This window comes from Pontibacter sp. YIM B11418, from assembly GCF_059278805.1.
In genome coordinates this window covers 18,104-39,207 of the sequence record NZ_JCAEMH010000009.1, presented here as the reverse complement: position 1 = coordinate 39,207, position 21,104 = coordinate 18,104, and the positions used below count along the sequence as shown (strand labels likewise).

Annotated in this window: 17 protein-coding genes; 12 read left to right on the top strand and 5 right to left on the bottom strand. The window is 49.0% G+C overall.

The annotated features are described in order from the left end of the window. Positions 1-212: 212 nt before the first annotated feature. A complete protein-coding gene (locus tag AC4QZR_RS18945; RefSeq protein ID WP_494482319.1) occupies positions 213-539 on the bottom strand; it encodes a hypothetical protein in 327 nt (108 codons plus the stop codon). Positions 540-855: 316 nt separating this feature from the next. On the opposite strand from AC4QZR_RS18945, the gene htpG reads away from it, so the two are divergent. The 3 genes from htpG (at position 856) to AC4QZR_RS18930 (ending at position 4,169) form a co-directional block, all read left to right on the top strand. After that, a complete protein-coding gene (gene htpG / locus AC4QZR_RS18940; RefSeq protein ID WP_494482318.1) occupies positions 856-2,679 on the top strand; it encodes a molecular chaperone HtpG in 1,824 nt (607 codons plus the stop codon). 229 nt (positions 2,680-2,908) lie between these two features. Next, complete coding sequence (locus AC4QZR_RS18935; RefSeq protein WP_494482317.1) at positions 2,909-3,811, top strand: toxin-antitoxin system YwqK family antitoxin; 903 nt, start codon at positions 2,909-2,911, stop codon at positions 3,809-3,811. 73 nt (positions 3,812-3,884) lie between these two features. Further along, positions 3,885-4,169, top strand: a complete 285-nt coding sequence (locus AC4QZR_RS18930; RefSeq protein ID WP_494482316.1) for a hypothetical protein — start codon at positions 3,885-3,887, stop codon at positions 4,167-4,169. 58 nt (positions 4,170-4,227) lie between these two features. On the opposite strand, the gene AC4QZR_RS18925 is transcribed toward AC4QZR_RS18930, so the two are convergent. Next, a complete protein-coding gene (locus AC4QZR_RS18925) occupies positions 4,228-4,590 on the bottom strand; it encodes a YraN family protein (protein WP_494482315.1) in 363 nt (120 codons plus the stop codon). 168 nt (positions 4,591-4,758) lie between these two features. On the opposite strand from AC4QZR_RS18925, the gene lipB reads away from it, so the two are divergent. The 9 genes from lipB (at position 4,759) to porN (ending at position 13,696) form a co-directional block, all read left to right on the top strand. Then, entirely contained in the window at positions 4,759-5,475 is a 717-nt protein-coding gene (lipB, locus tag AC4QZR_RS18920; RefSeq protein ID WP_494482314.1) for a lipoyl(octanoyl) transferase LipB, read from the top strand. Beyond that, complete coding sequence (locus tag AC4QZR_RS18915) at positions 5,476-5,880, top strand: hypothetical protein (protein WP_494482313.1); 405 nt, start codon at positions 5,476-5,478, stop codon at positions 5,878-5,880. A 31-nt stretch (positions 5,881-5,911) separates the two neighbouring features. After that, entirely contained in the window at positions 5,912-7,078 is a 1,167-nt protein-coding gene (locus tag AC4QZR_RS18910) for a DUF4271 domain-containing protein (protein WP_494482312.1), read from the top strand. 61 nt (positions 7,079-7,139) lie between these two features. Further along, the gene (locus tag AC4QZR_RS18905) at positions 7,140-7,931 is read left to right on the top strand and encodes a uroporphyrinogen-III synthase (RefSeq protein WP_253401804.1); all 792 of its coding nucleotides are present in this window, start codon (positions 7,140-7,142) and stop codon (positions 7,929-7,931) included. Between the two features lie 154 nt (positions 7,932-8,085). Next, positions 8,086-9,045 carry a PorP/SprF family type IX secretion system membrane protein gene (locus tag AC4QZR_RS18900; protein ID WP_494482311.1) on the top strand — a complete coding sequence of 320 codons (960 nt, stop codon included), beginning with the start codon at positions 8,086-8,088 and terminating at the stop codon, positions 9,043-9,045. 225 nt (positions 9,046-9,270) lie between these two features. Then, entirely contained in the window at positions 9,271-10,290 is a 1,020-nt protein-coding gene (gene porK / locus AC4QZR_RS18895) for a T9SS ring complex lipoprotein PorK/GldK (RefSeq protein ID WP_253401808.1), read from the top strand. Positions 10,291-10,366: 76 nt separating this feature from the next. Continuing rightward, entirely contained in the window at positions 10,367-11,167 is an 801-nt protein-coding gene (gene porL, locus AC4QZR_RS18890) for a type IX secretion system motor protein PorL/GldL (RefSeq protein WP_253401810.1), read from the top strand. Positions 11,168-11,215: 48 nt separating this feature from the next. Next, positions 11,216-12,814: a type IX secretion system motor protein PorM/GldM gene (porM, locus tag AC4QZR_RS18885; RefSeq protein WP_494482310.1), complete on the top strand. Its 1,599-nt coding sequence runs from the start codon at positions 11,216-11,218 to the stop codon at positions 12,812-12,814. Positions 12,815-12,838: 24 nt separating this feature from the next. After that, on the top strand, positions 12,839-13,696 hold the full coding sequence (gene porN / locus AC4QZR_RS18880) for a type IX secretion system ring subunit PorN/GldN (protein ID WP_253401814.1): 858 nt from the start codon (positions 12,839-12,841) through the stop codon (positions 13,694-13,696). A 272-nt stretch (positions 13,697-13,968) separates the two neighbouring features. Here the strand turns inward: porN and uvrC are convergent, their stop codons facing one another. The 3 genes from uvrC to porW are packed head-to-tail and all read right to left on the bottom strand — an operon-like array spanning position 13,969 to position 20,986. Further along, the gene (gene uvrC, locus AC4QZR_RS18875; protein ID WP_494482309.1) at positions 13,969-15,786 is read right to left on the bottom strand and encodes an excinuclease ABC subunit UvrC; all 1,818 of its coding nucleotides are present in this window, start codon (positions 15,784-15,786) and stop codon (positions 13,969-13,971) included. Between the two features lie 12 nt (positions 15,787-15,798). Beyond that, complete coding sequence (locus tag AC4QZR_RS18870) at positions 15,799-18,105, bottom strand: penicillin-binding protein 1A (RefSeq protein ID WP_494482308.1); 2,307 nt, start codon at positions 18,103-18,105, stop codon at positions 15,799-15,801. Position 18,106: 1 nt separating this feature from the next. Beyond that, positions 18,107-20,986: a type IX secretion system periplasmic lipoprotein PorW/SprE gene (gene porW, locus AC4QZR_RS18865; RefSeq protein WP_494482307.1), complete on the bottom strand. Its 2,880-nt coding sequence runs from the start codon at positions 20,984-20,986 to the stop codon at positions 18,107-18,109. Between the last annotated feature and the right edge of the window lie 118 nt (positions 20,987-21,104).

Genomic DNA, 21,104 nt, shown 5'->3' with positions numbered 1-21,104 from the left:
ATAAGGTATAGACTACAGCGTCCCTCTAACCCGTCGGCTGAAAAAAAACCGCAGGTATAGGTATAGCTATTATGCCAGGAAAATAAACAGGATACCAGCAGGCAGCACACAGCGTCGCATCAGGGCAGCAGGTATGCAAAACTGATAAACCAGCCTAAAGACAGGTGTCGGGAGAGGCGACACGCCGTAAGACCGGAAAAAAAGCGAAAGGTTTAGCCGAGTGCGGGCGGGCCGCGAAGTTTGAGGCGGGCAAATGAATTAAAAGCCGAGTACTGGGTATACCGGGCGGTATACTTTGTGAGTACAACAGGTGCTGCAAAGGTATAGACTGTGGTGGCGCTTTGATAGGGCGCTCCAAACAAATCCTCGACCGGACAGTGGTTGTGCTTCTTCTCGACATGCGCGTTTTTCTGGTCGCCTGGGTGGCTATGCGCTGTGTGGGCATGGCTGTGCAGGCTAAGCAGCAACTGGTCCGGCACCATGGCGCGCGTGAACAGCAGCAGCAGAAAAAGGGCGATATATGTTGTGAACCGGTACACCTAAAGCAAGGCTATAAAACAAAGATAATCGTTTTTCAACATTGTTGTATCAACAATTAAACATTTCGCTTGCTCAGGTTCAATCTGTTGCCAAAGCAAACAGCGAAATCATGCCAAAACAACAAGTTTTATACCTGTGTGCTCCTTAACGCAGAAGGTATAGCGGATGTTTTCTGACAACCTGTCACAAACAGGCTGGTTCTATACCTGTGGAACAGGATTTGAAAGCGCTTGGGCAGGAATTCCCTTGTCCTTTTTGCAGGCATTGGTTTCAAAGACATCACTTATTAAAAGATAGATTTTAAAAGTATAGCACATGGAAGAAAGAGGTAATATTTCGATTCACACCGAAAACATTTTCCCGATCATCAAGAAGTTTCTTTACTCCGATCACGAGATTTTTCTGCGTGAGCTGGTGAGTAATGCCGTGGACGCCACTCAGAAAATGAAGCGTTTGTCTGCCATTGGCGAGTACAAAGGTGATTTGGGCGAGCTGAAAGTAGTGGTGAAAGTGGACAAAGATGCCCGAACCATTTCAATTTCAGATAACGGCATCGGTATGACAGCCGAGGAGATCAAGAAGTATATCAACCAGATCGCCTTCTCGGGAGCTACTGAGTTTGTGGAGCGCTACAAGGATGCCGGTGAGCAGAACCAGATCATCGGTCAGTTCGGTCTGGGCTTTTACTCAGCCTTCATGGTGGCTGATCGTGTGGAGATCGTTACTAAATCGTACAGAGAAGGCACAGAGGCAGCGCACTGGACCTGCGACGGCAGCACCGAATTTGCCATCGCTCCGGCGCATAAGGAAGACCAGGGAACAAACGTGATCCTGAACGTGGCTTCCGATTCAGAAGAATTCCTGGAGACAGCCCGCATCCGCACCATCCTCGACAAATATTGCAAGTTCCTGCCAGTACCGGTGGAGTTCGAAGGTGAGATCATCAACAACCCGAACCCGATCTGGACCAAGCAACCGTCTGAACTGACGGACGAGGATTACAAGAACTTCTACAAAGAGCTATACCCATTCTCAGAAGCGCCGCTTTTCTGGATTCACCTGAACGTGGACTATCCGTTCAACCTGACAGGTATACTCTACTTCCCGAAACTGAAAAACGACTTCGAGATACAGCGCAACAAGATTCAACTCTACTCCCGCCAGGTGTTCATTACCGACGAAGTGAAGGACGTGGTGCCTGAGTTCCTGATGCTGCTGCACGGCGTGATCGACTCGCCGGACATTCCGCTGAACGTGAGCCGCTCGTTCCTGCAGGCCGACTCCAACGTGAAGAAGATCAACACTTACATCACCAAAAAGGTGGCCGATAAGCTGAACGAGATCTTCAAGAAGGACAGAGCCACGTTCGAGACCAACTGGGAAGACATCAACGTGTTCATCAAGTACGGCATGCTGAGCGATGACAAGTTCTATGAAAAAGCCAAGGACTTCGTGCTGCTGCAGAACACCGAGGGCAAGTACTATACCTTAGAGGAGTACAGGGCGCTGACGCAGGCCAACCAAACCGACAAGAATGACCAGTTGGTGATGCTTTATACCACCGACGCCGACAAGCAGCACGCCTTCGTGGAAGCCGCGCAAAACCGCGCCTACGATGTGCTCAAGCTTGACTCGGTTATAGACAGTCACTTTATCGGCATGCTGGAGCAGAAGCTGGAGAAGACTTCACTCAAGCGTGTGGACTCTGAAACGATCGGCAAACTGATCGAGAAAGACGAAACCAAAGAGAGTGTACTGAACGATACCGAGAAAGAGGACCTGAAGAAGATCTATGAGACGGCTATCAGCAACCAGAACATGCAGGTGGAAGTAGCGCCGATGGCTCCGGACGATGCGCCGGTGATCATTACACTGCCGGAATTCATGCGCCGCATGAAGGACATGAGCAAGAGTGGCGGTGGCGGTATGATGTTCATGGGCAACATGCCGGACACTTATAACGTGACCATCAACGCGAACCACAGCATCAACCAGCGCATCCTCAAAGCGAAAGACGACAACAAAGAGCGCATCGCCCGTCAGGCCTTCGATCTGGCCCTGTTGTCGCAGAACATGCTTTCCGGCTCAGCTCTGACTGCCTTCGTGAAGCGCAGCGTGGATTTGATCGACAAAGAATAACAGTACTTTTCATAATTACACTTAACAGCACGAAAGCGGCACCTGACTGGGTGTCGCTTTCGTTTTGAGGGGCTTTTGGTGAACTAAGGCGCCGGGCTTAAAGTTATAGGGACTATACCTGGCAGACCGGTAGTTGGCAGGTATATGATTTATCTGCATATTTACGTTACCTTAAACAAGGTATAGCTTTTTGGAAACAACAGAAGTGCATTTATCTGAACGAAAACACATGAGGCACATGCTCTATCTTGTCGGGTTTGTTTTGTCTGTGGTGCTGGGTGTTGCGGCATGCAAGCCCACGGCTTACAACAGCGACTACAACCTGAGCCGGGCCGCTGAAAAAGAGAGCTCAAAAGCTGATGCTATTGCTTTGGCTGATACCGCCAAGCCTACTGTGCAGATAGGCGATTCGCTGGATAAGGTAGAGGAAAAACAACCAAAAAAGCGCAAGAAGAAAGCCGACAAGCGCTACTTCATGGGCGACAGGGTAGCTCGTGGCTACGTGAAGACGGGTGGCCGTGGTCCCCGGGAGGTAATTGAATCCTTCAGTTACCTAGTAGAGTTTCAGCAGCCTGATCCTTATGCTCCCGAAAAATACTACTACGATACCAAGCGTCGCAAACTCTACAAAAGCCGCGGCGAACTGGACCCGGAGCAGCACAAAGTTTTGCATGGTCCTTACAAAAAAGAGCAGGCCGGTGAGGTAATCGAAGCAGGCTACTTTTATGTCGGCACCAAACACCTGCGCTGGGAACGCTACAACCGCGATGGTATACTGCTGGCAAAGGAGCATTTTGAGAAAGGCTACCTGCGCGATGCCGTGGTGAAGTATTACGAGGGCACCAAAAAGATAAAAGAAGTGATCCCTTATGCCTATGGCGAGGTTCAGGGGACTTATTACCGCTTTTATGAGAACGGGCAACTCGAGTGGATGGGACAGTACCAGAAAGGCCGCAAAGTAGGTCTCTGGGTGAAGCACTTCGACTTCAGGGCACGCCGCCAGTTCGAATACCAATACCCCAAAACACCTTACGAACCACAGGCAGAGCCAGTCCTGGTGAAGCAATACGACCGCCACGGTACCCTCATTTTCGAGAAAGACAAGCTGGACAAGCGGGCTTCGAGCCGTTAAGGTATAGGTATAGCCTACTGCTCTCTGTAAAGTTATTCCCCATTTTCGGCTACCAGTTCACTTCGACTACATCATGTCTACAACCGACGAAAGCAGAATCAATGAGGCGATCAGTGCGCATCTCAAAACATGGTGGACAGCGGAGACGAAGCAGGAAATCGAGTTGCAGTATGGCCAAGGTATACTGCATGGGATAATATCGATCTATGATTTTGCAAGCCAGTCTGAGTTTTGGCTGACGCTGGAGCTTAATACCGCTTATAACCTGGCTGTAGAACGTCTTAAGAAGCAGTACCCGTTCTTGTCTGATGACGCTGTAAGGAAGATTGCGAACATGGCTGCATATAGCTGGAAATAAGCAGGGAGTAGCCGCTCTGTGAAACTTTAGAAGAAGCACAAGATACAATGTCGTTGAATCAATGAAAGGCATCTTCGATGTGGAACAGTTCCGGCGGTTTGCTCATCGTGATGGCAATAATATCGAAGCGAATGTCCTCCTGCCAGCCTGTTTTCACGATATAAGCGTCCGCCGCGTTGAGGATCATGCGCTGTTTACGGCGGTTTACAAACTCCTCCGGGTAACCAAATTCATCGTTGGTTCGGGTTTTCACTTCTACAAACACCAACACATCATTTTGGCGGGCAATAATATCGATCTCGGCTTTACCCATGCGCAGGTTGCGTTGCAAAATGTGATAGCCTTTCTGGTGCAGCAGGTCGCAGGCCAGGTCTTCGCCGTTGGCGCCGGTAGAGAGGTGTGGTGCTTGCGGTGTCATCATAAGAGCTTTAAACTTGTAAGAGCGGCCGCTGGTTTTATTACGGCAGCCGGAGTAGTTGTTTGCGTATGCCCGCAAGCGACCGTATCTTTGTTGAAAACTAGAGGTATAGAGTATCGGTTGGTATTGTAGCTAGCCCTGAGCTATACCTTGAGAGAAGGGAGAAAAGACGTGTCACAGAACAAGACCATACAATTTGAGCACCTGGGGCTGATCGATTACAAAGAGGCCTGGGATTATCAGGACAAGCTCTTTACAGGTATACTGGATATGAAGTCCCGCAACCGAAATGCTGCACCCGAAGCGCAGGAGGTGACGCCAAACTACCTGCTTTTCTGCTCGCACCCGCACGTCTATACCTTGGGCAAAAGCGGCCATGAGTCCAACTTGCTCATCAACGAAGAGGGGCTCAAAGCCAAAGGGGCTACTTTCTACAAGATCAACCGTGGCGGCGACATCACCTACCACGGCCCAGGACAAATCGTAGGCTACCCGATTCTGGACCTGGACCACTTCTTTACCGACATACATAAGTACCTGCGTTTTCTGGAAGAGGGGATCATCCTGACCTTGAAAGATTATGGTATAGAAGCCGGTCGTATATCTGGCCTCACCGGCGTATGGCTGGACCATGTGGAGCAGAAGAATCCGCGCAAGATCTGCGCTATGGGCGTGAAGTGCAGCCGCTGGGTGACTATGCACGGTTTCGCCTTCAACATCAACACCGACTTAGACTATTTTAATAACATCGTGCCCTGCGGCATTACTGATAAGCAGGTAACGTCGCTGGCAAAAGAGCTGGGCCGCGAATTGCCGATGGCAGAAGTAGAAGAAAAACTCCTGAGCCACCTGGCTACCCTTTTTGAGGCAAGCATTACAAAAGATTAAATGAAGAAGGACATAGATTTTACCCCGGTGCAGGGTGTGGCCGTGGCCATTGCTTTCACGGGCGAGTCGCCGGAGGAGCGCATCTGGAACGTATACCTGATCAACAACAATAGTGAGGCCCTCGAAAATGTGTTTGTCACATCCAAAGGCTATGGCATCATAAAGGACGAAGAGGTAAAAACATCGGTGCTGCGGCACATGTTTGAGCGTGTGAAGGCCAAAAGCTTTGTGCAGGTGGAAGTAATTGATCCATCAGTTTTCAAGCTCAACAACGAGTACTGGGTAAGCTACTACATCGATGGCAAGATCTATGACAAGCGCTTTGTTTTCGTGCCTGACTCAATCACTGATGAGCATCTCATCGATATCAGCATGCTGCAGATGCAGGGTGTGCTGCATTCTTAAGGTATAGCTTCTCAAATTTTTCACCCTGACCGTGAATTTCACAAACCGCATAAGGTATAGCTTCGGGCTGATGCTACTGCTTTTAGTGCTAACCTGGCCGCTACAGGCACAGGTGCTGCCACTGGAGCAGAAGAACACCCTGAATGGTAACTGGCAGGTATACGATGCCGGCTCCAGTGACCTGGTGCCTTATGCTGCGACCCTGCACGGCGGCTACAGTGCGGTACATCAATGGGTGACCATGGCGCCTGCCAAGCCTTTTGTGATTGAATTTACAGCCCAGAAAGACTTGTGTCTTTTCCTGAACAATCAGCTCATCTTCACGGCAGACTCTACTTCTACCTATACCTTCGACCTGGCCACGTGGAACAATCGGGTGAAGCCGGTGAACGGGCGTTACCTGCTGTCGGTATGGCATCCGTCGCAGCACCCCAACATAGGTTCTTTCCGCAACCGGGTGCAGACAGAGCGACCCGACAGCGAAACCATGCAGGGGAGCTTCTCGGTACGATTGCGCGAGTACGTGAACCAGAATGCGTTCATCATTTTCACGCTGCTGATCGGGCTGCTGTATGGCGGGTTGAAAACCACGTTCCCCTCCGACTTTCAGGCGGTGTTTGGGGTGCAATCCTTCTGGCGCACCCGGTCGCTGGACGAAGGCATCCTGGCAAAACCGCTCAGCACCTGGTCCGGCATGCTCTTTATCATCGCCTTTTCCATGTCCATGGCCTTGCTGATTGCGGCCATCCATACCAATGTGCAGCATGTACGCATTTTCAACCGCCTGTTTCCGGTGTCAGAGGCCGATATAACGACCAAGATCCTGTTCTATACCTTCCTGATCTTCGCGGTCGTCCTGCTAAAGTACTTTTTCCTGAAAGTGATGGGTTATATTTTCGGATTAGAGCAGATTGTGCAGGTCCAATTCAGTGAGTTTCTGCGTTCTCTGTTGTTTCTGGGCCTCTTTCTACCAGTGGTTATGCTGCTATACCTGTCGCTTAACCACGTAGCCCCCGATGCCGTACTCACAGTTTCGAGCATGGCGGTCCTTTTGCTGCTGGTAATCACGGTTATTCGTGTGTTTGTGACAGTAAATAAGCAGACATCTGTGATAAATTTGCATTTATTTTCTTACCTTTGCGCCACAGAAGTGATTCCGTTGACCATCATGCTGAAGTTTATCGTGTTTAACTTTTAAAAACACAAAATCGACGGTTTCGGCAGGCGGCTAATATATAATAAACAGACTTCCATACTCTATGGCTGAAAGCAAAGAAAAGGCTTGGGCAAATCCTGAAAGACATAAAATTCCGATCAGGAGCATTCTCGTGACGCAACCACAGCCTACTACCGACAACTCTCCCTATCTCTCTATAGCAGACAAGTACGGGATTAAGGTGGATTTCAGGGCGTTTATCGAGGTAGAACCTGTTTCCTTCAAAGAGTTCCGCAAAGACAAAGTGGACATCCTCTCGCACACGGCCGTGATCTTCACCAGCCGCAACGCCGTGGACCACTTTTTCAGAATTTGCCAGGAAAGTAAAATAGAGATGCCGGCTGACATGAAGTACTTCTGTATTTCGGACCAGACGGCCTATTACCTGCAGAAATACATCACCCTGCGCAAGCGTAAGTTGTTTGTAGGCGAGAAAACAGCCAAGGATTTGTTTGAGGTGATCAAGAAGCACAAGAACGAAACTTTCCTGTACCCTTGCTCCAACATCCGCAAAGACGATATTCCGGGTTTCCTGAAAACGAATAAGATCAAACACACGGAGGCTATCATTTACAAAACAGTAGAAGCCGACCTGTCGGACCTGGACGATGTGACCTACGACTGCATTGCTTTTTTCAGCCCCTCAGGTATAAGCTCGCTGTTTATCAACTTTCCTAACTTCAAGCAGAACAACACCCGCATAGCGGCTTTTGGCCCAACCACAGCCAAAGCGGTACGCGATGCCGGTTTGGAACTCGACATAGAAGCGCCAATGCCAAACGCCCCTTCCATGACGGGAGCCATAGAGGTATACATACAGAACCAGAAGAAATAAGCGAACCTATTTAAAGGTCGGGTAAAACAGTAAAACGCAAAAGCAAGTAGAATCAACCATCTGCTTGCTTTTGCGTTTTACTGTTTAATATATATATTTGGTTCAACTCTGGCTCTTTAACGTCCAGTTAACGTTTGCTTGGCTGCAACATTCTATGAAAAAGATTATACCTGTCGTTTTGTTGTTGTTAATCTGCCACCTGAACTCCTGGGCGCAGCAACAACCTCAATTTACACATTACGGATTCAACGGCATGTATATCAGCCCGGCTTACGCAGGTATAACCAACCGCCCGGAAATACAATCTATCTACCGCTACCAGTGGCTGAACTACGATGCCTCGTTTGACGATGGTGGTTCGCCGCGCACACTACTCCTGACAGCGCACACCCCAGTACGCCTTTTAAAGGGCGGTTTAGGTATAACCCTCATGCAGGACCAGATCGCCAACACCCGTATACAACAGGCGGCCATTTCTTACTCTTTCCACCTGAATGTGGGCGAAGGCAAGTTGGGCATCGGCCTGCAGGGCAATATAAATAATATAAGAAAGGGCAGCTACCGTTTTATCGATGAGGGCGACCCGAACATTCCCTTCAACAGTTCCGACTCTAAATTCGACATGGGGGCAGGGGTTTGGTATGAGTCCGAGCAGTTCTATGCAGGAGGCGGCGTGACCAATTTGCTGGGTTCAAGCTACCAGTTTATGAACGTGGATAACACAGGAGGTGGCCGCGTTGTAGGCGAGAACCACCTATACCTGACAGGTGGCTACCATTTGCCGCTCACCAACCAATTAGTGCTTACTCCAACAGCCCTCTTAAAGCATGATACAGAGACATTTTCGTTTGATGCAGGCGCCCGTATAACATTTGATGAAAAATATTGGGGCGGATTGAATTTTCGGCATCAGGAAGCTGTTAGTGCGCTTGTGGGTATAGCGATGTTGCAGGACAACGCGCTGCGGGTAGGATATGCATTAGATCTCACAACATTTAATAAAGAGGCCAAGGCCCCAACATCACACGAAGTGATGGTCTCCTACCGATTACCTGAGCCAGTTGTTCGGTTCAGGCCTCCAGTGCGAACCCCTCGCTATAATTTCACAAAATAAATATTCAGGATATTGTATTTATCGCTGAAAAGCTGTATTCTTGAAAAAATACAGTTAAAATAAATTGTATATGGTATAATATTCTTGATATTGTACCGTTTGAAAATTATTAATAAGTGAGAATTTCAATTGTTTTTGTTTTATTTCTAATTCTCAATATATTTGCTACACCAGAAATAGTGTGCATTAATAATTGCTAAAAAATTTACTTTTTCCAAAGTCATCATGAACAAACTATTAAAGCTGTCTTCCTTCGCTTTGGCGGTGGTACTGCTTGCGAGTTGTGGGTTAAGAAGAGGACCGCAAGGCGACCTAGTGGGCGCAGAGGATCGACCAGACTACAATCCACAGGCTGTACCCTACGGCATGATCGCCGCTCCGGGCGGAACTTTCCACATGGGTCAGGCAGATCAGGATATAGCGGCAACTATGGCGAACCTGAACAAGCAGGTGACAATTGGTGGCTTCTATATGGACGAAACCGAGATTACCAACAACGAATACCGTCAGTTTATCGAGGTAATGGTCAATGACTCGATCGATGTTCTGGGCGAAGACTTCGTGATGACAAGCCTATACCCTGACACGACCGTTTGGGTACGCGACTTCACTTACCACATGGGTGATCCCTTGATGGAATACTATTTCTCTCACCCTGCATTTGATGAATATCCGGTGGTGGGTGTAAACTGGTTTGCAGCCAAGTATTTCTCAGACTGGAGAACGAAGCATAAGAACCAGGCCAATGCCGATAACGGCATGGCGCCAATGCCGCAATTCCGTCTGCCTTCTGAGGCAGAGTGGGAGTACGCAGCGAGAGGGGGCCGCGATATGTCAACCTACCCTTGGGGTGGTCCATACCTGCGTAACGCCAAAGGCTGTCTGCTGGCTAACTTTAAGCCGGGCCGTGGTGACTACTACAGCGATGGCTTTACCTACACGGCTCCTGTAGCCCAGTTCTTCCCGAACGACTTTGGCCTGTACGACATGGCCGGTAACGTATCTGAGTGGTGCGAAGATGCCTACGCTGATGCTACTGTTCCGATTACCTGGGACTTGAACCCTGTTTACTATGATGACAACGAGCCTCGCAAAGTAGTGAGAGGCGGCTCCTGGAAAGATATTGCATACTTCCTCGAAACTGGTACCCGTAACTTCGAATATCAGGACTCAGCCAGGTCATACATCGGTTTCCGCAACGCGATGATCTACCTGGGACGCTCTTCAGGAAGAGAGTTCAGATAGTCCACCGAAGTGTTCTAAAAGTTGAAAACTTAACAATTTAATACCCAATCGTTCACATTTAATTTTTGAAAACAAAATGAGCAAAGCTAGAGGTCGCAGTTTCTTGTACGACGTGTTGATGCCCAAAATCTATGGTCTTGGTGCCGCAGTCGTAATTATCGGAGCATTGTTTAAAATTCAGCACTGGGCAGGTGCCGACATCATGCTGATCGTAGGTCTTGGTACAGAGGCCGTTATCTTCGCGCTGAGTGCGTTCCAGCCACAGCCACACGATCCGGATTGGGCAAGAGTATACCCACAACTGGCCGATGACTACACTGGCGAGGCGCTTATCCCAACAACAGCGTCGAACAACAACACTTCCGTTACAAAGGAACTTGACAAAATGATGCGTGACGCTGACATTACGCCAGCTACCATCAACACACTGGGCATGGGCCTGAACAGACTGAGCGAAACTGCAGCACAAATGGCTGACTTGAGCCAGGCTACAGCTGCTACTAATGAGTATGGTGTACGTGTGAAAGCTGCTGGTGACGAGCTGGGCCGCATTACACAGGCTTATGCTACAACAGCAGATGCACTGTCTCAAATGGCAGTTGCCGCTAACGATACACAAGAGTATCATACCCAAGTACAGAGCATGACAAGAAACTTAGGTGCTTTAAATGCTGTTTACGAAATGGAGCTTCAGGATGCCAACACTCACCTGAAAGCAATGAACAAGTTCTACGGAAACCTGAGCATGGCCATGGAAAACCTGACTGACGCCAGCAAAGACACGGAGCAGTTCAAGCAGGAAGTTTCTAAACTGACGCATAACCTACACTCACTGAACACAGTGTACGGTAACATGCTGACAGCCATGAAAGGTTAATTGCGCATTTCCTAAATCAACAAGAAAACAACAGTAACTAAGTAGAAAATGGCTGGAGGAAAAGAGACACCACGGCAGAAGATGATCGGTATGATGTACCTTGTACTGACCGCACTTCTCGCCCTGCAAGTGAACTCTGCTATCCTGTTAAAGTTTCAGTTTATTGATGAAAGTCTCAAAGACGTCAACGATAAAACTTTAAAGGATAACAGCGGAGTTGTAACGAATATTAAATCCAAGGTCAGCGAAGGCGGTAACCGAGACAAGGACAAAACTGTTTTGGAGAGTGCCAATGCTGTTAGAAAAGAGACAGGTGAGCTGGTAGAGTATATCCGTGGTCTTCGTAACACACTGATTGAAAAAACAGGGGGTGAGAACGAAGAGAAAACCGGATATGCAAACCCTAGTGCCGAGGATCTGGTAGCTATTACCATGATTGGGCCTGCAAGTGCTAAAAACGGTGCGGCTTATGAGCTGGAGCAGCGTTTGAACAACTATGCAAAGTTTATGAAGCAGTACAACCAAAACATGCCGGACATCCTGGCTCGTGACGGAAAGACTGACCCAATGGCTGCCAAAGACCGCGCTCAGCGTAACAAAGACTTTGCTCAGCTGAACTTTGAAGCTACCCCACTGGTGGCAGCGCTTGCAACTCTTTCTCAGAAAGAAGCCGAAGTACTGAAGTACGAGGCAGATGCTCTGCAGAACCTGGCGCAAAAAGTTGGTGCTGACATCATCAAGTTCGAAAAGATCTTCGCGATGGCACGAGCTGAGTCTAAGACAGTAGCTGCCGGTACTAAGTATAAAGCTGATATGTTTATTGCTGCCTCATCTGACGCGATCACGCCAAAGATGACGTTCCAGGGTAAGCCGATCAATGTAGTAGACGGTAAAGGCCAGATTGAATTCACTGCTGCAGCAAACAACTACGACGCTGACGGTAACTCTAAGCAGACTTGGAAAGGTCAGGTGATCATCGACAAAAACGGTGAGCAGGAAGTACTAGACGTAACAGAAGAGTATATCGTAGCGAAGCCAGTTATCCAGGTGCAGTCAGCTGCAGTTCAGGCGCTATACCTGGGTTGTGCGAACGAACTGAATGTACAGGTTCCTGCATTGGGTGCTGTATATGATCCGAGCTTCTCTGCTTCTGGTGGTTCTGCCATCAAAGGTGCTAAGAAAGGTCAGGTAACCATTATCCCAACTACTACTGAAGTGAAGCTTAACGTAAGCAGCGGTGGTAATGCAATCGGTTCTGAAACATTCAAAGTTCGCCCGGTACCAAGACCGTCTTTGCAGACTGTAGTGAATGGCAGACCAGTAGACCAGAAGAGAGGTTTACCGGCTCAAGGTATCAGATCGGTTGAGATACAGGCGATCGCTGACGAAGGCTTCAAGCAATTTTTGCCACAAGAAGCACGTTATAGAGTAACGAAGTGGAGAGCATTCCTGGTTAGAGGTTCAAACCCGGTAGATCAGGCTGAGTTTTCGAGCCCAACTGGTGACTTGTCCCGTTTTGCAGCAAAAGCTGGAAAAGGTGACCGCGTAACCATCGAGGTATTGCAAGTGAAGCGTTTGAACTACCAGGGAGCGCCAGTTGATGCGAAACCTACAGGCGACGGTATCTTCACTATCCCACTTAACTAATTAAGATTAGAAGCTTACAGGAGTATGAAACTTATCAAAGTAATAGGTGTAGCAGCTGGTATGATGCTCTCTTACGGAGCAGTAGCACAGCAAGTGTCTACCACGCAGTCCAGTAATCCATCAGCAAGACCTATTCCGGAGTCTGATGTATTGTTTAAGAAAACGGTTTGGCGTAAGATCGACTTGCGCGAAAAGCAAAACAGACCCTTGTTTTCTGAAAACAGAGAGATCACCAAAGTTTTGATCGACGCTGTAAAAAGCGGCGAACTGGTGGCCTATAAGACAGACTCTGTAAATGTACCTTTATCCAGAGAGGAATTCATCGCAAACATGACCGGCAAAGATATGGGCGGTGGTTTGACAGAGGAGGAAATCGCAGCTGGTTTTGGTCAGGAAGAGGAAGAAGAGGATGCCTGGGGTGCTGCCCTTGGTACAACTGCTACGCAAGATGCAGCTCCCGTAAGCAATGAATTTTTTGCAAAGCAGCTATACCTGCTGGAGCTGAAAGAGAACGTAGTATTTGATAAGAAGCGTTCCCGTATGTACCACGACATTCAGACGATCAGCATTAAAGTGCCTGCTACACTTAACCCACTGGGTTTTGAGCAGACAGTAGGTAGCTTTAAAATGAGCGATCTGGTGAAAGTATTCAGAAACAACCCTGAAACTGCTATCTGGTACAACGCGCAGAACGATGCTCAGCACAAGAATCTGGCTGATGCATTCGATCTTTGGCTGTTCAGCTCTTACATTACCAAAATATCTAACCCGAACGACAGAGCACTGGGTGATATCTATGGTGGTGGTAAAAAAGGCCTGTTAGCCGCTCAAGAAGCGCTAGAAGCGTTGATCGAGTACGAGTACAGCCTGTGGAGCTACTAATTGCAAGACAATCATAAGAAAGGGGGAGATCTGAAAAGATTTCCCCCTTTTTTGTTTTAGGCCAAGCCATGACCAGGTAATTACTCCTGGAAGTAAGGTATAGCTATTCTGCTGGCATCAGGTATAAGATAGGCTAAAGCTATATATTATCTGCGTATAAATTTCCAGATAGCAAATGAAAAGGAGGCAGAATAAGAGCAGATCAAGGAACTGACATCGATACTGTTCGAAGGCAATTCTGTTTGAAAGTATAAGAAAGCAGAAGCCCCGAACTAAGGCGCTCCTTCAACCTTATGAAAATAATCGAAAAGGATATGCGCTTTGCGTTGGCCTACTTCCTCTGCTAATTCTGCCAGAGAGAGTTCTTTGAGCTTCTTTACGGACCTATATTTCTGAAGAAGCGCATCAGCAGTGGTAGGTCCAATACCTTTCACATCAGTCAATTCAGTCTTTAGAGTACCAGCATCACGGCGGGAACGGTGGAAGGTGATAGCAAAACGGTGTGCTTCGTTACGCAGGCGCTGAATCAGTTTAAGGGACTCTGACTTCTTATCAATGTAAAGCGGCAATTTATCACCTGGGTAAAAGATTTCTTCCAGCCGCTTGGCTATACCTACAATCGCTATCTTACCCCAAAGATTGAGGTCCTTCAGCGCCTTCACGGCAAAGCTTAGCTGGCCCTTGCCTCCATCAATAATGATCAGTTGGGGAAGAGGTTGGTTCTCATCTATAAGTCGCTTGTAACGACGGGTGACAATCTCGTACATTGACTCAAAGTCATTGGGACCAACGACAGACTTGATATGAAAGTGGCGGTAGTCCTTTTTGCTTGGCTTGCCGTTTTTAAAGCACACCATTGATGCAACCGGATTATCCCCCTGAAAGTTGGAGTTGTCGAAGCATTCGATCTGGCGAGGCAGCTCTGTTAGCCGAAGGTCCTTTTTCAACGTCTCTAACACGCGAACTTCACGTTGCTCGCTTAGGCCTTTATTCTGCTCCTGTCGGCCTTCCCTCTCTTTGCGCAAGTACATGACATTCTTCAGCGAAAGGTTCAGGAGCTTGCGCTTATCGCCTATCTGAGGCTGTGTAATGGTGATGTTATCCAGTGGTAGGGTGAGTTCAATGTTGGTGATAATCTCACGGGAGGTACTCTCGAACTCATGCCGCAGCTGCACGATGACAGTAGCAAGCAGCTCTTCATCACTTTCATCCAGCTTCTTGTGTAGCTCTAATGATTGGGTTTGAATGATAGAGCCGTTCATAACTTTGAGGTAGTTCACAAAGGCGCACTTCTCATTCGAGGTGATCGAAAAGACATCGATGTTCGAAAGCGTGTTGCTTACTACGGTTGACTTAGCCTGGTAGTCTTCCAGTAGATCAAGCTTCTGCTTGTAGCGGTGTGCCTGCTCATATTGATAATCCGCCGCCGCCTCGGCCATGCGTTCTTTGAAATAAGTCTTAGCGATGGCCAGGTTTCCTGACAGAATGTTTCTGATCTGAGAAATGTACTGGTTATAAGTTGTCTCGTCGATCAGATCCTCGCATGGACCTTTGCAGTTGCCGATGTGATACTCCAGGCATACCTTAAACTTGCCAGCCGAAATGTTTTCCGGCGACAGGTTATAAGTGCAGGTACGCAAAGGGTATAGCGTCCGGATAAGATCCAGTACGATGTGCATGGTCGTGCCACTTGGGTAAGGACCAAAGTAGCGGGAACCGTCATTGATCTTATTCCGCGTGCTGATGACACGCGGAAAACGCTCGTTCACAATACAGATGTAGGGGTACGTCTTTCCGTCTTTGAGCAGGATATTGTACTTGGGCTGGTACTGTTTGATCAGGTTATTCTCGAGCAAAAAAGCATCAGCCTCCGTGTCCACAATCGTGAACTCGATATCCTTTATCCTGGAGATAAGCTTAAGCGTTTTTTTATTATGCTGGGCAGAGCGATTGAAATAGGAGCTGACACGCTTCCTGATATCAATCGCTTTGCCTACATAGATGATGCCCTCGTCATCAAAAAACTTATAAATGCCCGGTTTATGTGGTAAATGGGAAATCTTCTCCCGCAGCTTCTCGTTTGCAGCCATGCTTAATTCTCATTAGAAAGCATCTAAGTCGATCGGGGCAGGAACCTGGTAAAACTCATCTTGCTGAGAAGAGTCTACCGGCATGCCGTTGTTATACTTAGCGCAATCTAATTCTACCGATAAAGGCGTAGAAGGTTTAGGGAATGGATCTTTTGATCTTTCCAGTGATTTGTCGGCGTATACCTTTTGCAGGAAGTTACCATAAATAGGCATCGCCAGTTTATTACCCTGACCAAGCGCAATGGTACGGAAGTGAATAGAACGGTCGTCGCCGCCAACCCAGGCGCCTGCCACCAGGTCCGGAGTTATACCCATGAACCAGGCATCAGAGTAATTTTGAGTGGTACCTGTTTTACCTCCGATCTCGTTTTTGAGTCCGTTGCGGTGGCGCAGGCCATAGTAGGCGGTTCCTCCCGGCTCAGCAGCGGCTTTAAGCATATGCACCATCATGTAGGCAGTTTCTTCGCTGAGCGCATCCACTGTTTTTGGCACAAACTCGTGCAGCACATTGCCATGCTTGTCTTCGATACGGGTAATGAAGTTCGGCTCTATCCAGGTACCGCTGTTCACGTAAGTACCGTAAGCACCCACCATATCAAACAAAGTCACGTCGTTTACACCCAGTGCAAGCGAAGGATTTGCCTCCAGCGGTGTAGTGATACCCATGCGCTTGGCCGTTTTAACCAGTGTTTCAGCTCCAAGCTTGTTCACCAGGAACGCAGAGATCGAGTTAATAGACTTTGCCATCGCATTGCGCAGCGTGAATTTCTCGCCGGAGAATTTATTATCGGCGTTGTTCGGGCACCACATGGTACCGTCACCTAAAGGTATACATACCTGCGTATCGAGTGTTTCGTAGCATGGGTAGTAGCCATTTTCGATAGCTGCTGTGTACAGGAAAGGCTTGAAAACAGAACCCGGCTGGCGGGCACCCTGTTTCACGTGGTCGTACTTGAAATGCTTGTAATTGATGCCACCCACCCAAGCCTTGATATGACCTGTTTGCGGCTCCATGGCCATAAAACCGGTTTGCAGGTAGTGTTTGTAATGCTTGAGTGAGTCAAGCGGACTCATCTCTACTTCCTTCTCACCATCGTAGGTAAAGATGGTCATCGGGACCTTCTTGTTCAGGTAGTAGTTGATAGAATCCTGGTTGCCGTCAAATTGCCTGTTCAGGTTGCGGTAGCGATCGGTACGCTTAATAGCGGTTTGCAGGTAATTCGGGATTTCCTTGCCCTGGCGGTCGATCCATGGATTGCGGCCTTTCCAGTGCAAGAAGAATTCTTTCTGGCGATCCTTCATGTGCTCTTCTACTGCCTGCTCGGCATAGCGCTGCATGCGTGAGTCGATGGTGGTAAAGATCTTAAGTCCGTCAGCATACAGGTCGTAGCCATTCTCGCGGCACCATTTCAGCAGAAACTTACTGGCTTCGGTACGGAAATAAGGTGCCAGGCCGATGTTTTGGTTTTCAACGCGGTACTTTAATTCGATATCCGTGTCTTTCAGGTTGTCGTATTCAGCCTGCGTCATGTAACCGTACTTTACCATCTGCGAGAGCACCACATTGCGGCGATGCTTCGAGTTCTCAGGCTTGAATTTCGGGCTATAGTAGTTCGGGTTCTTAAACAAACCTACCAGCACAGCCGATTCCTGTACCTCCAGGTCGGGAACATCCTTGCCAAAAAAAGTCTTCGACGCGGACTGCAGGCCAAAGGCGTTGCTACCGAACTCAAAGATGTTCAGGTACATGGTCATGATCTCCTGCTTGGTATAGGACTGCTCCAGCTTCACGGCCATGATCCACTCTTTTGTTTTGTGGATCAGCGTACGGAAACCCGGCTTGTCGTTGAGGTAGCCGTTGTTCAGCTCCTCGCCACGGGTACGGAACAGGTTTTTGGCCAACTGCTGCGTAATGGTACTGCCACCTCCTTTTGAACTACCGATCATCAGGGAGCCGGCCACACGTGCCATCGCCTCTGGGTCTATACCTGAGTGCTCTTCAAATCGAATATCCTCTGTTGCCATCAGGGCATGCACAAAGTTGTCGGGCAGATCTGTGAACTCAATCGGGGTACGGTTCTCGCGGAAATACTTGCCAAGTTCCTTGTTATCGGCAGAGTAAAGCACCGAAGAAAGGGCGCTTTTCGGGTTCTCGAGCGTACGCATGTTCGGTAGGTCCCCGAACAGGTTCAGGAAATTGACGCTGACCGCATAAATGTAAAGTATGAACACAGCCAAACCACTCAGGAAGAGCAGCCAGAGTGTGGAAATGATCTTAGGGAATACCGTTTTTGGTTTGGGGCGGGTGGTTGTTGCCATGTTAATTATTCGTTCTGAAGTAATTCAGATATTCTTCTATATCCTTCTTCTGAAGCAACTTCTGCCAGTTTCCGGATGATATTGCAAAGGTAATGAATTCTACGCCTCGAATTTTGCCTATCGGGGATTGCGGCGCTTTTTGTTTTATGTTATAAGCCTGAGCTTCTTTCATGTTAGGGAAAGCCCGTAGCAGCAATATTCCCCTGTTGCCATCAAATGGCTGCTGCTCCACAGCGAGCTTTTGATTTCGGAAATACGTGTTATTATACTTCTCATACTTTGCCCCGATTTCTTTGAAAGCAGCATGTTCCGTAGGGTATAGCATCACAAAGTAGTAAGCTGAATCAGGAGCACTGGTATAAGCCTGCGGGTCAGCGGCAAGAGGCTGTACTTTTGATGCCTGAGCGCTTGCTGTGTCCTGTGCTATACCTGTTGTATCCAAAGGTGTGCCAATCTGGGCTGCGCTTGTCGTATCCTGAAGTATAGTGGTAGAATCAGGTATAGGATTCAGGTTAAGCGGGCGCGGCTGTAACGGTCTCGTGTTTTGGCCACGTGCCGATGCCAGGGCAATGCTGTTACTGACCCGTTGCTCCGGCGTACGCTCGTCCAGTTTTTGTGCCGTGGGCGGCGCAGGTGCTTCCTGACGGAGCTGTTGTTTGCTCTCGAGGTCCTGGTAGCGCTTCAGCAACTCGTCGGCGCGAGGAGCCAACGGACTGGAAGGATGCTGCTGCTTAAAGGCCAGTAGTTGCTGCTGCAGCAATTCCGGTCTTTCAGAACGGGCAGTGATCATCACATGCAGGAAAGCCACTTTGTCAGGTATATCGTTGAGCGGGTATACCTGGCTCAGTTCTGTGAGTAAAGTTGTCGCCTGCTGATATTCTCCGGATTCATACTGCGCAAAAGCTGAGTCATAGAGTGTGTGCGCTTTGATGTTGTCAAGTGCATTCTGACTCATATAATTCGGGTCGTCTACCAACTTGGCATAGATCGTATTCGGGAATTGCTGTTTGATCCTGGTGTAATATGTGTCTTTCTGCTCGCTGCCTGCCCGGCTGTAGATCAGGTATAGACTATAGTGCGCCTCAGCGGCATGCTCGGATTGCGGGAATCGCTGCAGGAACTTTTCGTAAGTAGCAGTTGCATCTTCCGGTGAGTTGAGCTTTTGTGAGTAGATGTTACCCAGGCGGAACATGGCGTCCTCCAGCAGTTTCTCGGATTGCTGCAGAGCCAGTGTTGTGGTCGGGATATTTTGCAGGTAGGTTTCGACCTGAGCCTGCAGACGAGCAGAACGTGTTTCATCGGTTTCCGCTGCTGCAGTGTCGGCGGGGGCTTCCATTGCTACCACTTCTTCCTGGCCTCCCACAGTCTCGCCACGGCTCAGGAGTCGCCAGTTGTCCTGCAGCGGACGGTCGCCCCAGCGTCTCACGAATTCGGAGCGGGCTGTGGCCATGGCCGCCGGGTTATCGAAGTAGAATACACCTCCCGTGTTATTGCCTCCGGCTGCAGCAGCATCCGGGTTATTACGACCTCCAACCGTAACGGCTGCTTGTTGCTCCTGAGAACGACGGGCTTTGCGCTGCTTTTCCTGCTCCAGTTGTTTGGCCTGCTCCTGCAAGCGTGCTTCCTCTTCTTGCTGCACAATATTTTGCACAAAAGTCAGACGCTCGCCCTCGCTCATAGCAGCCAGCTGTTGCAGACTGTCCTGCAGTTGGATCGTGTTGTATTGCTTCGTGAAATCGGCCAGCACGTTGCGGCGCTCGAGCACCTGTTCATATTCCAGGGCCTGCTGTGGGTATACCTGCACGGCGCTGTCATAATAGGCCTGTGCCAGGTCGTACTTGTTCAGGTTCTCGAAATAGATCTCCCCGGCCAGCAGGTAGGTATAGGCTTTCTGGTTAGGTATAGTGCCCGGCGTTTTCAGAGACTCCTCAATGTTCTGCAGGGCTTTGTCGTAGTGCTGCTGGCGGCGCTCAAACACAGCCATTTCGTAATAAATCTTGTCGCGGTACTCGGCGTTTTTCTCATCCCGCAGCATTTTCTGGTAGTAGCCCGCAATGCGGTTCAGGTCCTGCGCATCGTCCAGTTCCGATACCTGGCCAAGGTATAGCCGGCTGAAGAAACCCAGGTCGTAAGGCGGATTGCGGCGCAGGATGCGGCTGTATTGCTGGTAGGCCTCTTTGCTCTGGCCTCGATCCTGGTACAGGCGGGCCAGCGAGAAACGAACGCGCGACTGGTCATCCCGCTCCGTAAAGTTCGGCAGTGACAGGTCCAGGTTCTCGATCACGGCGGCGGTATCGCCCTGCATGAGGTAATACTCGGCGCGGGCCAGGTATAGCTCTCGGGCATTGTCGCGGTTCAGGCGCTCTTTTCGCAAAAACTCTGACACCTGCCAGGCATTGTCTATCTCCCCCAGTTTCAGGAAAGAGCGCATCAGCCACACCAGCGCCTCATGTTTCACGTGGCGGTCTTTGCCTGTGGAGTTCACATAGCGGAACGTCTGGGCAGCCTCCGGGAAGTTAAGTTCATAAAAGCGCACCTTGCCTATGACCAGGTAGCTATCGTCTATCCATTTGCTGTTGGGGTGGTACTGAATTGGGAAAGAGGCCTTTTTGATGACATCCTCCAGGTCGGCGGCGTGTGCTTTATAAGTAGCAGAGTCGATGGGTGGAAAGATGGGCAGGGGCCGGTTGTAATCGTAAACGGTTTGGTCCTGTATGCTCTTCTCGATGGCATCCAATTTCTCTTTCGCTAAAAAATAGCCATTGTAACGAGCCGTAGTGTTATGATAGGCTTTGCTGAGCGGATTGTTGCGCTCAGCAGAACAACCCGCCAGTAATAGGCAGGCTAGTACGAAGAGAAGGTATAGTGAGTTTTTGCTCAAAGTATCAATTGTGTGCAGCATAATTGGCCCGCCCTGCGCTTATCTTATGATAACGGCCTGGCTATACCTGAAAGTATCCAAGCTGAAACGGCGCGCAAGCTGAAAACCATCTACAAAA

Coding starts and splice junctions, on each gene's coding strand:
- htpG (WP_494482318.1), top strand. CDS start 856: ATGGAAGAAAGAGGTAATATTTCGATTCACACCGAAAACATTTTCCCG.
- AC4QZR_RS18905 (WP_253401804.1), top strand. CDS start 7,140: ATGGCTGAAAGCAAAGAAAAGGCTTGGGCAAATCCTGAAAGACATAAA.
- AC4QZR_RS18925 (WP_494482315.1), bottom strand. CDS start 4,590: ATGATGACACCGCAAGCACCACACCTCTCTACCGGCGCCAACGGCGAA.
- AC4QZR_RS18870 (WP_494482308.1), bottom strand. CDS start 18,105: ATGGCAACAACCACCCGCCCCAAACCAAAAACGGTATTCCCTAAGATC.
- uvrC (WP_494482309.1), bottom strand. CDS start 15,786: ATGGCTGCAAACGAGAAGCTGCGGGAGAAGATTTCCCATTTACCACAT.
- porK (WP_253401808.1), top strand. CDS start 9,271: ATGAACAAACTATTAAAGCTGTCTTCCTTCGCTTTGGCGGTGGTACTG.
- porM (WP_494482310.1), top strand. CDS start 11,216: ATGGCTGGAGGAAAAGAGACACCACGGCAGAAGATGATCGGTATGATG.
- AC4QZR_RS18915 (WP_494482313.1), top strand. CDS start 5,476: ATGAAGAAGGACATAGATTTTACCCCGGTGCAGGGTGTGGCCGTGGCC.
- porN (WP_253401814.1), top strand. CDS start 12,839: ATGAAACTTATCAAAGTAATAGGTGTAGCAGCTGGTATGATGCTCTCT.
- AC4QZR_RS18900 (WP_494482311.1), top strand. CDS start 8,086: ATGAAAAAGATTATACCTGTCGTTTTGTTGTTGTTAATCTGCCACCTG.
- porL (WP_253401810.1), top strand. CDS start 10,367: ATGAGCAAAGCTAGAGGTCGCAGTTTCTTGTACGACGTGTTGATGCCC.
- AC4QZR_RS18935 (WP_494482317.1), top strand. CDS start 2,909: ATGAGGCACATGCTCTATCTTGTCGGGTTTGTTTTGTCTGTGGTGCTG.
- AC4QZR_RS18930 (WP_494482316.1), top strand. CDS start 3,885: ATGTCTACAACCGACGAAAGCAGAATCAATGAGGCGATCAGTGCGCAT.